At 32.0% G+C, this 14,102-nt stretch carries 13 protein-coding genes; 9 read left to right on the forward strand and 4 right to left on the reverse strand.

What is annotated here, in order from left to right:
• Positions 1-321: 321 nt before the first annotated feature.
• From Q0977_RS16820 to Q0977_RS16845, 6 genes are all read left to right on the forward strand, one after another.
• The gene (locus Q0977_RS16820) at positions 322-582 is read left to right on the forward strand and encodes a hypothetical protein (RefSeq protein WP_119416389.1); all 261 of its coding nucleotides are present in this window, start codon (positions 322-324) and stop codon (positions 580-582) included.
• 268 nt (positions 583-850) lie between these two features.
• Positions 851-1,846 (forward strand): LysM peptidoglycan-binding domain-containing protein, encoded by a 996-nt coding sequence (locus Q0977_RS16825; protein ID WP_119416388.1) that lies wholly within the window; start codon positions 851-853, stop codon positions 1,844-1,846.
• A gap of 252 nt (positions 1,847-2,098) precedes the next feature.
• Positions 2,099-3,562, forward strand: coding sequence for a methyl-accepting chemotaxis protein (locus Q0977_RS16830; protein WP_299516006.1), 1,464 nt, complete (start codon positions 2,099-2,101; stop codon positions 3,560-3,562).
• A 203-nt stretch (positions 3,563-3,765) separates the two neighbouring features.
• Positions 3,766-4,233 carry a hypothetical protein gene (locus tag Q0977_RS16835; RefSeq protein ID WP_299516008.1) on the forward strand — a complete coding sequence of 156 codons (468 nt, stop codon included), beginning with the start codon at positions 3,766-3,768 and terminating at the stop codon, positions 4,231-4,233.
• A gap of 325 nt (positions 4,234-4,558) precedes the next feature.
• Positions 4,559-5,143 carry a competence protein ComK gene (locus Q0977_RS16840; RefSeq protein WP_119416385.1) on the forward strand — a complete coding sequence of 195 codons (585 nt, stop codon included), beginning with the start codon at positions 4,559-4,561 and terminating at the stop codon, positions 5,141-5,143.
• 177 nt (positions 5,144-5,320) lie between these two features.
• The gene (locus Q0977_RS16845; protein ID WP_299516010.1) at positions 5,321-6,688 is read left to right on the forward strand and encodes a S41 family peptidase; all 1,368 of its coding nucleotides are present in this window, start codon (positions 5,321-5,323) and stop codon (positions 6,686-6,688) included.
• A 138-nt stretch (positions 6,689-6,826) separates the two neighbouring features.
• On the opposite strand, the gene Q0977_RS16850 is transcribed toward Q0977_RS16845, so the two are convergent.
• Positions 6,827-7,483: an S-layer homology domain-containing protein gene (locus Q0977_RS16850; protein WP_299516012.1), complete on the reverse strand. Its 657-nt coding sequence runs from the start codon at positions 7,481-7,483 to the stop codon at positions 6,827-6,829.
• Between the two features lie 154 nt (positions 7,484-7,637).
• Positions 7,638-8,024: a PaaI family thioesterase gene (locus Q0977_RS16855; RefSeq protein ID WP_233548101.1), complete on the reverse strand. Its 387-nt coding sequence runs from the start codon at positions 8,022-8,024 to the stop codon at positions 7,638-7,640.
• A 230-nt stretch (positions 8,025-8,254) separates the two neighbouring features.
• Here Q0977_RS16855 and Q0977_RS16860 point away from each other — a divergent pair, with 230 nt between their 5' ends.
• Together Q0977_RS16860 and Q0977_RS16865 are read left to right on the forward strand one after the other, a co-directional pair.
• Positions 8,255-8,737 (forward strand): hypothetical protein, encoded by a 483-nt coding sequence (locus tag Q0977_RS16860; RefSeq protein WP_119416381.1) that lies wholly within the window; start codon positions 8,255-8,257, stop codon positions 8,735-8,737.
• A complete protein-coding gene (locus Q0977_RS16865; RefSeq protein WP_119416380.1) occupies positions 8,725-9,015 on the forward strand; it encodes a DUF2653 family protein in 291 nt (96 codons plus the stop codon). Before Q0977_RS16860 ends, Q0977_RS16865 begins: the two co-directional genes overlap by 13 nt.
• Before the next feature lie 120 nt (positions 9,016-9,135).
• Here the strand turns inward: Q0977_RS16865 and Q0977_RS16870 are convergent, their stop codons facing one another.
• On the reverse strand, positions 9,136-10,770 hold the full coding sequence (locus Q0977_RS16870; RefSeq protein ID WP_299516019.1) for a tetratricopeptide repeat protein: 1,635 nt from the start codon (positions 10,768-10,770) through the stop codon (positions 9,136-9,138).
• A 372-nt stretch (positions 10,771-11,142) separates the two neighbouring features.
• Here Q0977_RS16870 and Q0977_RS16875 point away from each other — a divergent pair, with 372 nt between their 5' ends.
• The gene (locus Q0977_RS16875) at positions 11,143-11,943 is read left to right on the forward strand and encodes an immunoglobulin-like domain-containing protein (protein WP_299516015.1); all 801 of its coding nucleotides are present in this window, start codon (positions 11,143-11,145) and stop codon (positions 11,941-11,943) included.
• 174 nt (positions 11,944-12,117) lie between these two features.
• On the opposite strand, the gene Q0977_RS16880 is transcribed toward Q0977_RS16875, so the two are convergent.
• Positions 12,118-13,767, reverse strand: a complete 1,650-nt coding sequence (locus tag Q0977_RS16880) for a hypothetical protein (protein ID WP_299516017.1) — start codon at positions 13,765-13,767, stop codon at positions 12,118-12,120.
• Between the last annotated feature and the right edge of the window lie 335 nt (positions 13,768-14,102).

The following is a 14,102-nucleotide window of genomic DNA, read 5'->3' on the forward strand; positions in this document are numbered from 1 at the left end:
GTTGTGCAAAAGGGGCCGCGAGTTGTGCAAAAGGAGTAGTGAGTTGTGCAAAAGGGGCCACGAGTTGTGCAAAAGGAACTGAGTTGTGCAAAAGGAGCCACGAGTTGTGCAAAAGCAACCACCTCCCCATGCAAAAGCGGCCCAAAGTTATCACAAAGAGAAAACCGATTTACTATGAAAGAAATCCTATATTAAATCCCATAATCGATAGCAGCTACCTCAAATAAATTCCGCTTTAATGTTTCAACAGAAGCTAAATGGATATCCTATAGAAGTTAAAAACAATTTATCACTGAAACGTATTCGAGGTGGAAAGAAACGATGAAAGAATTTAAAGTTACTTATTTTTTTGATAAAGAACATTATGTTAGACGATTTATATTCATGGAATCACAAGAAGAAGCGGAAAATCTTATTCAACGCGAACGTGATCAATATATTTCATTTATGGACAATAGAGGAATATATCATGAGTTAAATACAGAAAAGGTTCGGATGATCCAAATATCGGAATATCATAGAGTAGATAAAACTAAAAAGGAAAAAGAAACCTATAATCAGGATTACAACTTTTATTCTTAATATATTATTCCATACAAAAGATTCATCACAAAATAAAATAATGAATCTTTTGTATACTGCATAATAGAAAAAATGACAAACAACTATTGAATGCTACTAAACTATAAAATTATTAAAACTACAGCGAAAAAACAAAAATATAATAAAAAAATCAAAAATTCATCATATTGTAATCTAAAATAATATTTTGTAATATTAATATTACAGTTTTGTTACATAACTCTTATATAATAGATTACAATAGCTAATCTAAGGGAGTTCAAATAAATTGAAAAAAACTATCATCTCAGCAATGGCATTAAGCTCGATTATGCTTTTCTCAACAATTAGTAACGAAACAACCGCTTCTGCAGCGAATACATATACAGTTAAAAAAGGCGATACATTATCTGGAATTGCCAAGAAATATGGCGTGTCTTATAAAACACTAATGAGCTGGAATAACTTAAAATCAACAAATATTAAATCTGGCCAAAAGTTAAAAGTTACAGGATCAACAACTAAAACAGCAAAAACTGCTAGCTCAACAAAAGCAACTTCTACATATACAGTTAAAAAAGGCGATACATTATCTGGAATCGCAAAAAAATACGGTGTATCGTACAAGACACTAATGAGTTGGAATAATTTAAAATCAACAAATATCAAATCTGGTCAAAAGTTAAAAGTTAAAGGCACAGCAACGAGCTCTGTAAAAACTAGTAGCTCAACAAAAGCAACTTCTACATATACAGTAAAAAAAGGTGATACATTATCTGGAATTGCTAAGAAATATGGCGTGTCTTATAAAACACTAATGAGCTGGAATAACTTAAAATCAACAAATATCAAAACTGGTCAAAAGTTAAAAGTTAAAGGCACAGCTAAAAAAGTAAGTAATAGTGTTGCAACAAATTCAGCAAATACAAAATTACAAAGAGCAGTATCAATTGCACTAGGACAACAAGGAGTGCCGTACGTATTTGGTGGCTCATCACCTAGTGGCTTTGATTGTAGTGGACTTGTCTATTATTCATATAGAAACGCAGGACTTTCCGTTTATCGCACGACAGCAGCTGGATTCTATTCAATCTCAACACCAACTAGCTCACCTAAAGTAGGCGATATGGTATTTTTCAAAAATACTTATAAAGCAGGTATTTCTCACATTGGTCTTTATATGGGCAACGGTAGATTTATCGCAGCTAGCGGAAATAAAGTGCAAATTAGTTCTGTATACGAATCATATTGGAAAGCACATTTCGCAGGATACAGACATCTATAATTATAAAAAAATAGTATTAAATATAGCCATCTAATCTATATGATTAGATGGTTTTTTTTGTTTTCAACAATGCATCTTTTGTCGAAAAGTATTTAATATTTTAATAGTTAATATTATTGTTTATAAGTATATAAACTGATATAATTTCAAATAAATAGATAAAAACATTACTAAATACCTAATAAAGATATTTAATGTTAGTCTTATGCATTACATACTAATACGCTAGGATAAATAGAGGAGTGCGAAAATATGACTATTGAAGATTTGAAGATGGATGATTTAAAAAAGAAAAATAATTATTTATTTTTGGTAATTAGTATTGCTGCCGGCTTAGGGTTTATTGCACAATTAGTGTTTGCCTCAATGCTAGTCGTAACTATATCCGTAGGAGGTGCCTTACTTTTAGCAGTAGTAGCTTTTCTATTGCAGAAAAGATTTGATGCTTTTAAAGGATATTTTCCATACATCATGGTTGTTATTGTCTTCGCACTTATTATGATATTAATCATAGGTGAAGGAACGAGCAAACTTGGAACAATTGCATTGTCATTCTTTTTAATTATGCTTTCTAGTATTCACTCAAATTTAAAAGTATTTATAACAGGTATCATATTAGGTGCAATATCCATTTATATGAATATTATTAATTTCAATGAAAATTTAAGTATAAGTGATCAAATCCCGAATTTAGTATTAATCTTTGGCTTAATCATGATTGGCTTATTCTTGCAAATTCGCCAAAATGGTAATGTGCTGGGACAAACAATAGACTTGTTACGTACGGTTCATGAAAAATCTGAGGAAGAAAAAATAGCTGCCAACAAACTTTCGGAAGCAGTTCATGTAATTACAACAAATTTAGAAAAAATAAAAACAAATGCTGAAAATACAAGTGCTTCTCAACAAGAAATGTTAACTGCTGTTGATGAAGTGAGTGCTGGAGCTGAACAGCAAACAAATCGTATTAATGATATTGTGAAGAATATCCAAAACTCAAATGAAACAATCCGTGAAATGGAACAGTCATTGCAACAGGCCATGAATTCAACAACTGAAGCTGGTGAACAAGCAACAAATGGTACAGGCAATATGACAAAAGTAAAAGAGGAAATAGATAGTTTCCAAGACTTCTTCTTAGACTTATCTACATCTTTTAAAAATTTAACAGCGAAAATCGAAGAAACAAATTCATTTACTGCTGCTATTAAAGGGATTACCGAACAAACGAATCTACTATCGTTGAATGCTTCAATTGAAGCGGCGAGAGCAGGTGAGCACGGTAAAGGATTTGCAGTTGTAGCAGAAGAAATTCGTAAATTAGCATCAACATCAGCTGATGCATTAGTAAAAATCGAACAGAATCTCCAAAGTGTAAATGAATACAATAAAAGTACTTTAGACCAAATTCTAGATGGTTCTGAACGTATTAATCGCCAAGTGGCAGCTGCAGATAGTTCCGCAACTGCATTTAACACATTGTATATGACGATGGAAGATCTCCAACAAAATATGCAAATAGTTTCTGAAAAGGTAACGGCAGTTGAAACTAATGCTCGTACAATTGAAACAAACACAAGCGAATTTGCGGCCATTATTGAAGAAAGTACAGCAGCACTAGAAGAACTTGGTGCAACGCTTGTAAGTTTAGCTGAGGATCAAAGAAAAACAGTCGATTATGTAACGGAAACATATAGTATTGCAACAGATTTGTAACAGTATAGCCCAACATATTTAAATGCAAAAAATACCAAGGTTATTTAATAGGCCTTGGTATTTTTTATATTTGAAGCGTTGTAAAAATTGATCCTTTTTTAACAAGTTTTATACATACAAATAACTTTATCTAGTCAAACCCCCAAGCAAAGTAGTCAAATGTCACATATACTGCATTGAATAACATGCAAAGGAGAGAAAAAATGGTTCAACCTTTCGATGGATTTGGAAGTAAGAGTCCTGGTTATCAATGGAATCCGTGGCACTCAGAGGACAAATGGAATACAGGTTCAAATTGGCATTCAGAGGATCAGTGGCCACAAGATAATAAACAGTACCAGATTCAACAAAACCCGAGCAACCAATGGAGCCCGGGTCAACAAAACCCAAGTAATCAATGGAATCCAGGTCAACAAAACCCAAGTAATCAATGGAACCCAGGTCAACAAAACCCAAGTAATCAATGGAAACCGAGTCAACAAAACCCGAGTAATCAATGGAACCCAGGTCAGCACTACCCAAGCAATCAGTGGATGCCGGGTCAACACTACTACCCAAGTAATCAGTGGATGCCGGGCCAACACTACTACCCAAGTAATCAGTGGATGCCAGGTCAACACTATCCAAGCAATCGATGGCACCAATGGAACCCGGGTCATCCTTGGATGTAAATAAAACCAAAAGGCATCTCACCTATAGAGATGCCTTTTATCTTTGCATAAGTCTAGCATTTGGTTAAACTCCTTAGAAACCCCTCGAAAAAAGAAATAAATCAAGCCTTCACAAAATATACAAAAATTAAATAAACAAATAAACTAAAAACAGAAAAATTTTGACAGTTGAAAATACTGATTATAAAATAATATTAATAGATAATCTAACTATGACATTTATACTTTGTTTTCGATGAGGTTTATTGAAAAGAAGTATATTTATGGGAGTTTAAACCTAAAAACGAATTAAAAAGTAAATTTAATTTAAAAGGGAGGGTAAATAATGCTAGAAGATGTTTACATAGTAAATGAAAATACAATGGCATTTATACCAGACTTTAATGGCAATGGTGGTATCGAAACATGGATCCTAGAAGTGGGAATCCTAAAAAAGTGTCATTTAAATCCATTAGAACTTATTGATTATAATTTACGCTTTTTTGGCTCTAGTTTGAAAGGGGCTAATGAAGGCACTCGTCATATTTTAGGTGAAGTTCAGATGTTTCCAATCATTATTAATCTGAAACGTCTTTTAGTTTGGCTTCCAACGACATCTCAAAAAAATAAAGATTGTATTTGGATCGCTCTTGATCATATTAAAGATTATAGTAAAAAATATCATAATACTGAAATCCTCTTCACTAATGGTTCATCAATATTACTTCCAATAAGCTTTCGTTCTTTTGAAAAAAGAATTCATCGAGCATATGAACTAAAATTCAAGTTAGAATACCATGCAAATTATTTACGCATTCCTACTAATATCAAGGATACCTTTCTACAATGTGAAATTGTAAAAGACGATGATGATATGAATTATAAAATATATAGAAAAGAGAAAAGAATAAAGAATCATTTTGATAACTAAAAGAAATATTTTATAAAGAAGTCGAAGTTGCTTGTTAAATTGAAAGCGGTTACTCAATTGTGAAAGAATCACCTGCTACAACACTATATTTAACTTCTAACGATAAAATATTCATAGTTTACCCACTCTATCTTTCAAAAAGGTACAATAGATTAAAAGATAAAAGTGGGGGATTTCATGAAAATATTCAAAATTTTTAGCTCTAGTGTAATAATGATTATGCTTTTATTATTTGCGTCGTCTAGTGCTTATGCAGCTGAACCCTTAGGTGAAGTTAAAAATATCGTAAAAGAGTATTATTATCCAAAAGTATCAACTGACGCACTGAATAGTACTAGGATTGATGAATTGATGAAGCAGTTGGATCCTTATTCAGTTTATATGACAAAAGAAGAATATCAGACTTTTGAAAATGCCATTAAAAGAAAATTTGTAGGTATCGGTATTACTATTTTAGAGGATAAAAAGGGTTTGAAAATTGTCTCTATATTAAAAAATAGTCCTGCAGAACTTGCCGGTCTAAAAGCGGGAGATATTATTACTAAAGTTAATGGTGAAAATATAGCTGGGGAATCTTCTGAAATGATCACTTCGCGTATTACAGGTAAAGAGGATACTAAAGTACATATATCAGTTTTCAGGCCTTCTACCAAAAATACATTTGACCAAAAAATTACTCGGAAAGTTATTAAATTACCCAATGTAGAAACCAAAAAACTTGCAGGAAATATTGGGTTTATCCGATTAAACAGTTTTTCGGATGAAAGTGCAAAAGAAATACAGAATGCTATTAAGTCTATGCCTGGGATGAAAGGATGGATTTTTGATCTCCGCAGTAATGGTGGAGGATACGTGGATACTGCACAAAAAGTAATAGGGATTTTTCCAAAGGCTACATATGCTTTTGTATACAAAGCAAAAGCAGGAGATTTTCAGATTTACGATGCTATCAAACAAAAAGTTCAGTGGAATAAGCCAGTATCAATCTTAACAGATGCCAATACAGCGAGTGCATCAGAAATGACTGTTGCAGCGGCAAAGGATTTCAAATTAGCGAAGATTTATGGACAAACGACATTTGGTAAAGGGGTTATGCAAAGTATTGTTCCTTTAAGTGATGGAAGTATCCTTAAGTTAACAACGGCAGAATTTTTTGGACCTAACTTATATAAGATTAACAAAAAAGGTGTCAAACCTGATATTCCAACAGCAATAGGGAAAGAATTAGAAAAAAGTCATAATGATTATTTGTTAAAACAATTAAAAAGCTATAAGAAACGTTCCAATATAGAGAAGAGTGTATCATCTCAATCTATGCAAGTAAAAACTAGTAAGGACTTGTCATGGACCACTCTCAAAAATTCTAAAGTATATTTATGGCAAATTGGTGGAACATCGCGCAAAATAATTGTCAAACATGCTTCGGGCAAAAAGCTGATTATTACACCAAGCAAACAACTGAAATCTGGCACAACCTATTATTTAGTCGTTAATCCTAATGAAAAAAATAAGAAAGGTACCTATAGTAAAGTTGTAATCAAATAGTACTTCGCACTATTACATTCATACGAACCTAAAAAGTGGTCATCCATCTACATTTGTAGATTATGACCACTTTTTGTATTAATCATCATCTTCAGTTTCATCTATATCGCTATCAGATGAATCTGGCATGCTATCGATTTATTCAGCCATGGACTCATCAAGTTCATCTTTTGCATCTAGTGCCTTTTTCAATGCAATTGCAAAATCAGCACGATTCATTTTCTTTTCTGGAAGGAACTTTTTAGATGAATTACCTTTTAAAATATTGTATGAAGCAGCTGTTGAAATATAGTCTTTATATGAATTATGTTTAGTTACATCTACATATTCTTTACCGGTTTTTATAGGTAGGTTAAATGCATTTACAAAGAGTTTTGCCGCTTCTTGTCTTGTAATTGTATTTTGTGGATAAAACTTCGAGCCATGATCAAATGCGTTAATTGATGTTAAAGCGATAATATATGAATAGTTTGATGTCTTATGTGAGACATCTTCAAATGAAATATGACTTGCTAACTTTACTTCGCTTGATATATCATTTGCTTTACCAACAAATTTAGCAGCAGCAGCTTTTGTAACTGCTTTTTGGGGCTTGAAAGCTGCATTTTTGTATACATTCATGTAATCCATACTTGTGACATACAAGACGGAGGAGTATGCGGGATGCTGTTTATTTAAATCGGAGAACTTCATGATAATTGCTGCATTTGCAGTTAATCCATAAAATAAACTGCTTACTAACAGCGATATTGTAGTAAACAAAAGGATCAAATTATTCCTTTTACTATATTTCATCAAAATCTCCCCAAATCTCTTAATTTTCTCAATTATACCTAAATTTGATTACAAATTTGTAACAGGTATATTTCAAGTTAAGTATATTTGGGGGGTTTTATGTCACATAGATAGTTTAATATGACTATAATAAACCTATTGGATATAGGTGAAATTAATGAGTTCCTTTAAAGGTGGCTGTTGCAAAGCCTACTAGTTCCTGATCTTCGTTATATAATCGTCCTTCTAAAATGACGGTTGAACGTGTTTGAGAGATAACACGACCCAATGCTTGAATTCGACCTTTTGTAATAGGTTTTAAAAATCTTGTTTCCAATTGTATTGTAACGACTTTATCAAAGCCGAGAGTGTGAGTTGCGATACCCATTACTGTGTCAAGAGCTGCCATAAAGACACCGCCGTGTAAAGTTCCTACAACATTTGTTAAATCTTCACGATAGTTAAAGGCAATTTCAGCAACTCCATCTTCTGCGTGAATATACTCAAAACCAAGTGTTTGCCAGAAAGTACTTTGTTCAAAACGTTGTTGAACGGTTTTCATTGTTGTCAAAATATCTCCTCCTGTACTATTACTATAACTTTTTAAGTCATATTAGAAAAGGTATATTCTAAAAAAGACGGACCTCAAGTTTTGTGAAATAAGATATAAGTTGTCGCTAATTAATCGCCTAAAAAATTTTCTTGAGCCTTAGCGTTTCATTTTATAAAAGAGACGGTAGATGATAAAATGGTAGTAAGTTAAAAAACTTAAATTTATCGGAGGGTTTTTAATTGAAAAAACTTGCAGCAGCTTTATTTGCAGCTACACTTACTTTCTCAACTGTTGGGCCAATTGTTATGGATAGTCATCAAGGAACAATCACAGCGGAAGCAAAAGGTTACAAATCAGGAAAACGAGGATTTAACTCAAACGGAAGTTCAAATAATAATTCATTCTTTAATAACAATAAATCAAATACAAATAGCAATACAAAAGACAACAATAGCATCAATAACAAAACAACAAACAATAAAACAAATACAGCAAATCCTACAACCAATAAAGGTGGCTTCCTAAAAGGGATGATGGTCGGTGGGTTAGCAGGTATGTTATTTGGCGGTATGATGAGTCATATGGGAGCAATGGGTAATTTCTTCGGATTACTTATTAATGTGATTGCCATTTTAGTGTTAATCATGTTAGTCATGAAAATCTTCCAAATGTTCACACGTAACAAAAGAAAAGAAGAGGATCGTAACGTATGGAAACGATAACACTTTCAGAAGATAATCTTATAAATGCATTATGTGTCTACCATGCGAGACAGATCAATGTAATGCCAGAAAATGTCGAAATTGAACTTTGCTTCGATGACGATGAAGGCTATTATGCAGAAGCCTATTATAATGGTCGAAAAGATACGTATCGAGTAGCTAATATGCTATCGGCAATTCGAGTATTTTTACAAGAAGAAGTGAATATCGACCCATACGCCGCAAGCATTCGTCTAGAAATTGATGATGAACAAGGCATGATTGCTATTGTTGAATAATATTAAAAAGTTGGGTTAAAAGTGTTTCAGCCCAAAATAAAAAGGAAATTGCATTATGCAATTTCCTTTTTATTTTGGACATATGTGATGTGGTTTATCCTTTAAAGCGTTTAATCTGCCTTATTCTTTTCCTTTTAAATCAGCAATTTTTTCTCGGATTTTTTTCGAACGAATCTTCTTATTAGTAGCTTCTAGCATTTTTTCAGCTTTTGCTGATTCTCCATTAGCAATATGAATATCGGCTAATAAGAGATAGAATCTTGATAAATTAGGGTGTAATTCGATAGCCTCGTGTGTATATTTTTCGGCTTCCTCCAGTTTTCCTATTTTTATCAAAATTTCAATACGAAGAGCAAGTGAACGATCATATTTTGGTGCTAATTCCACGGATCTATTTGCTAAAGCTAAAGCCCATTTCATTTTCTTATGTCTACGACAGTGAATTCCTAGCACTCGATGGTATTCCGCAGACTTTGTATGCAATTTTCGATCATAGTCTGGTATTGGTTTTTCAGACAAAAATAATGTAACGATTTCTTTTAAAACTCCAGCTTCCCTTAAATAAGTTGGAACACGATGCCCAGCATAGTAGAATTTTTTATAAATCGCATTAGGATAAGAATGCATAATCTCTTTTGTGATATAAGGATTATCCACTTTTTCCTTTGGATCGTAACAAATAGTTGGTTGAATATCCTTATTTACTGGGTGAGATAAAGGATGTAAAAACTTGTTGTATTTTCGTTCCTTCGTACCATATATAGGGTGAGCTGGGTTTCTAGGTGCCATAGATAATATTTTGCAATCAGGTATCGTAGAACCTAGAAATAACGCGTTATAACCACCTAAACTTGTGCCGTACGCAAATCTTTTATCGTAATAGGACACTAACTTTTCGATTGCATGATAGTAATCTTCTCTAGTAATATCCTGATGATAATTATTTGCAGTCCTACGTCGAAGCGAGATTAAATCGACACCTTGCTTCTTCAAGAGTTTATACGCAAAAGGTTTCCCTGTAACTGTTTTATCAATAGCATCAAATGTAGCAACCATCCGTTTTGTTGGATGAATATACTTATAAAACTCGATGGAACTTTCTCCATTATTGAAAATTACTATTTTCTCATAATTATCTTTATAAATTTCAGGAAGGAGTTCTGCGTAGTTTTCATTGCAATATGCGAATTGTTTCTCGGCTTCTTCAAAACGCCCAGCAGCCATATGAACCATTCCGATTTTCATATTCAATTTGACAAGTGATTTTGTATCTTTTTCTAAAGATTTTAGTTTTTCAAAATAAGAAATCGTCTCTTCAAAATGACCAAATTCTAAAGATAGTTCAATAATTTTATAAAGCAATTCTTTTTGTTCTGGATTAGTTTGTAACTCCATTTTTAATAATTCTAAAGAAGTTTTATATTGATGATTTTTTAGAAATATTCTTTGTAAAAATTCAAAAAATCTAATGGGCTTTTTATTTAATACTCTTTTGATCGTTCTAGGTATATGCAATGATTTTCCTCTATCAATATTATGGTTTGCATAAAATGTCCATAATGCACGATGTAATGAAAGGCTTGTTGGATATACTTGAAGTCCCTCTTGTAAAATGTACATTGCATCAGTTAAATTGTTGGCCTTTTCATAAATGGAAGCTAGTTGAATATAGCTTTTTGTCCTTGGCTTTTCTTCTTTTTGTTGTATCAATTGTTTTGCAATCTGATCCGCCAAATCTACGGTGTTCGTCTGCATTTTCAATGTAAATATCTCCTTTAGTATCTTTAAAATCAAGTTGGAAACTTCTCTACAATAATATTTAATCATAGAACTAACACCAATACTTAATAAAAAATAAAACTTAACATGATATTAAGAAATTAGTTATATTATTGTCATATTTAATTGGATGAATACACACTTGTAACCTTTTTGAAAAAATACAAACAACATTTAATATTAATGGAAGAATGTTATATTTATATAATAATTAAATGCTATTTGTAATAAAAATATATCATTTTTTATGCTAGTATATTTTGTAAGGATTGCTAAGGGATAATATGGTATTAAGCCATATAAAGCTGAAGTATCTTTGCTATTTTAATAGTTAAGGGAGAAAAAACAATGACAAAATTTGCGCAAAAAATGATTAAATCTGCAGCGGCGTTGGCTTTAGGTGCGTCTGTATTAACAACAGCAGTAGTGTCTGGTGACGCATCAGCATCTGCTAAAACTACTTGCAAAGTTTCACATGGTACACTAATTAACGCTAAAAGTAAAAAAGTAATTGCTGGATTTAAAATGTTCAATTCAGTACTTTATAAAAACGGTAAAAAATTCACCGGTGTTTATAAAGGTAAGTATTATAAACAAGGAGAACTTTATACAGGTTTAGTTAAAAAGATTTATTTCAAAAAAGGTGTAAAAGCCAATGGTACATTTAAAGGCGTTTATTACAAATATGGTAAACCGTTTACTGGAGAAAAAGGTCATGTGCATTTTAAAAATGGTAAAAAATTAAACCATGTAACTGTAAAAGGTATTTACTATATTAATGGAGTTCGTGCTACTGGTGTTTATGAAGTTAACGGTAAAAATGTACAATTTAAAAACGGTAAAGCAGTAGCAGACCACAAAGCTCCAGTCATTACACTTGAAGGCGGCGCTAAAAAAATCTACAAAGTCAAAAATGGTGAAGAATTTACTGCACCAAAAGCTACAGCAAAAGATAATTTAGATAAAACAGTTACAGTTACTACAAAAATTTTCAATCCACAAGGAAAAGTGATTGATCATATTGATACTACTGTAGCAGGAGCTTACAAAATCAAATATTATTCAAAAGACTTGGCTTCCAATAAATCTAAAGTAACAGTTACTGTAGTAGTGGAACCAGCTACAACAGTTGTCTCAACAGATAAATAAGATAATTTTTAAAGATAACGAAAGTGAACTGCTCCCGATTGTTAGATATGTATAACAATCGAGAGCTTTTTTATTGGCAAAATTAAAAAATGAGTCCGGTAGAGTAGGTACCGAACTCAATATATAACTTTTAGGGTATATCAAAGAAAATGTAATTTCTGTTGGGGTACTTGATTAAACAAGTTGCACTTGTTCTTTCAAAGAAGCAAGTTTGTTCTTGATTTTTTTGGACTTAATAGACTGTTTAGCGGATTCTAATACTTCTATTGCTAAGTCTATATCACCTTTTGCAACATAGGCATCAGATAAAAGGATATAAAATTTAGCTAAACTTGGGTGCAGCTTAATCGCCTCTTTTGCATATTCTATACACTCATCATATTGTTTTAAGTTAAGTAATACTTCTATTCTAAGTGCCAAAGAGCGATCATATGTTGGTGCGAGTTCTACGGATTTGTTGACTAAATCTAGTGCCCACTTATATTTTAAATGACGCTTACAGGCAATAGCGAGAATTCTATGGTATTCTGCAGATTTATTATGCAGTTTTGAACTGTATTCTGGAATTGGTTCTTCTGCTAAAAAGCGAGAAACTAAATCTTTTAGAACGCCTATTTGTTGCAAATATAAAGGAACACGGTGCCCTGCATAATAGAAATGTTTGAAATCCGCGTTAGGGTATGATTTTTTAATTTCTTTTGTGATATAACGTTGGTCAATTCTTTCTTTCGGATCATAACATATGATTGGTTTTATTTCTGTATTAATAGGATGAGAAAGTGAATGGGTAAATTTAGAGTTTCCTCTTATTTTAGATCCATAGTTTGGATGAGCAGAATTTCTCGGTGCAAGCGCTAATATTTTACATTCTGGAATAGTAGCACCGAAATACAATGCACAATATCCACCTAAACTTGTCCCATACGCAAATCTCTTCTCGTAAAAAGGTATTAACTTTTCTATTGTACGATAGTACTCTTCTCGTGAAAGATCTTGATGATAATTGTCTACTGTTCTACGTCTAAGGGAGATAAGGTCGACTGATTTCTTCTTTAAAATCCCAAAAGCAAATGGTTTTGATTTATTGGTTTTATCAATAGAATCAAAAGTTGCAACAACGCGTTTCGTAGAATGGATGCTTTTGTAATATTCGATGGAGCTTTCTCCATTATTGAAGATGACTAATTTTTCGTAACCATCATTATAAATCTCAGGTAAAAGATCCCCGTATTTTTCCATGCAATATGTGAATTGTTTTTCTCCTTTAGCAAATTCCCCATTAAGCATATGAACCATTCCGATTTTCATATTAATTCGTACAAGCTGATTGATATTGGTCGTTTCTTTCTTTAAAGTTTCCAAATAAATAATAGCTTCCTTATAATGAGTAACGCTTAAAGCTCTTTGGATTGCCTTATTCAAAAGAACAACATCTGTTGGCTGCTTTTGTAACTGCATTTGGGTAATAGCAAGAGATAATTCAAATTGATGATTTTGAAGTAGTACTTCTTGTAAACGTTCAAAAAATTTAATTGGTTTTTTCTGAATGCAATTTTTAAGAACTCTTGGTACATGTTTTATTTTTTCTTTTTGATTGTTTTGCTTTGTATATAAAGACCATAATGCTCGATGCAGAGCGATGCTAGTAGGATGTTCTTGTATCCCTTCTTGTAAAACGTATATGGCTTTATTTTTTTTATCGATTTGTTCAAAAAGATAGGAAAGTTCGAGATAACTAATATCACTTGGTTTTTCTTCGTGTTGTTGAATGATTCGATTCCCAATCTGTTCAACTAAACTATCTATATTCGACAAATTTTTCAAAATAAAAAGCTCCTTTTAAGTATATATCTATATTAATTTAAACATATTTGAATGCCATATAAGTTGAAAATATTAACATTTAACAAAAAGTTAAGAAAGGGTAATGATATTGTCACAAATAATAAGAAAGAAATACACTTGTAACTTTTTAAATATACATATGATTAGAAGTCTCGATCTCTTTCGAGGAAATAGGACATATTATTAGCAAGATTTTAATTAGTAGAAAAATATTTATATGAGGCTTAAAGATGACCTGGAGAGTATAAAATATTTTGTGTAAATAGAAATTTTAATAGAAAAAGGAAGACCTTTTCTTGATAGAATAAAGTCAC

It is taken from the genome of uncultured Rummeliibacillus sp., assembly GCF_934216135.1.
Taxonomy (GTDB): Bacteria; Bacillota; Bacilli; order Bacillales_A; family Planococcaceae; genus Rummeliibacillus.

Excerpts from the sequence above, each read along its gene's own strand:
- Q0977_RS16845 (WP_299516010.1), top strand. The coding sequence starts at position 5,321 with ATGAAAATATTCAAAATTTTTAGCTCTAGTGTAATAATGATTATGCTT.
- Q0977_RS16840 (WP_119416385.1), top strand. The coding sequence starts at position 4,559 with ATGCTAGAAGATGTTTACATAGTAAATGAAAATACAATGGCATTTATA.
- Q0977_RS16835 (WP_299516008.1), top strand. The coding sequence starts at position 3,766 with ATGGTTCAACCTTTCGATGGATTTGGAAGTAAGAGTCCTGGTTATCAA.
- Q0977_RS16875 (WP_299516015.1), top strand. The coding sequence starts at position 11,143 with ATGACAAAATTTGCGCAAAAAATGATTAAATCTGCAGCGGCGTTGGCT.
- Q0977_RS16865 (WP_119416380.1), top strand. The coding sequence starts at position 8,725 with ATGGAAACGATAACACTTTCAGAAGATAATCTTATAAATGCATTATGT.
- Q0977_RS16870 (WP_299516019.1), bottom strand. The coding sequence starts at position 10,770 with ATGCAGACGAACACCGTAGATTTGGCGGATCAGATTGCAAAACAATTG.
- Q0977_RS16855 (WP_233548101.1), bottom strand. The coding sequence starts at position 8,024 with ATGAAAACCGTTCAACAACGTTTTGAACAAAGTACTTTCTGGCAAACA.
- Q0977_RS16830 (WP_299516006.1), top strand. The coding sequence starts at position 2,099 with ATGACTATTGAAGATTTGAAGATGGATGATTTAAAAAAGAAAAATAAT.
- Q0977_RS16820 (WP_119416389.1), top strand. The coding sequence starts at position 322 with ATGAAAGAATTTAAAGTTACTTATTTTTTTGATAAAGAACATTATGTT.
- Q0977_RS16850 (WP_299516012.1), bottom strand. The coding sequence starts at position 7,483 with ATGAAATATAGTAAAAGGAATAATTTGATCCTTTTGTTTACTACAATA.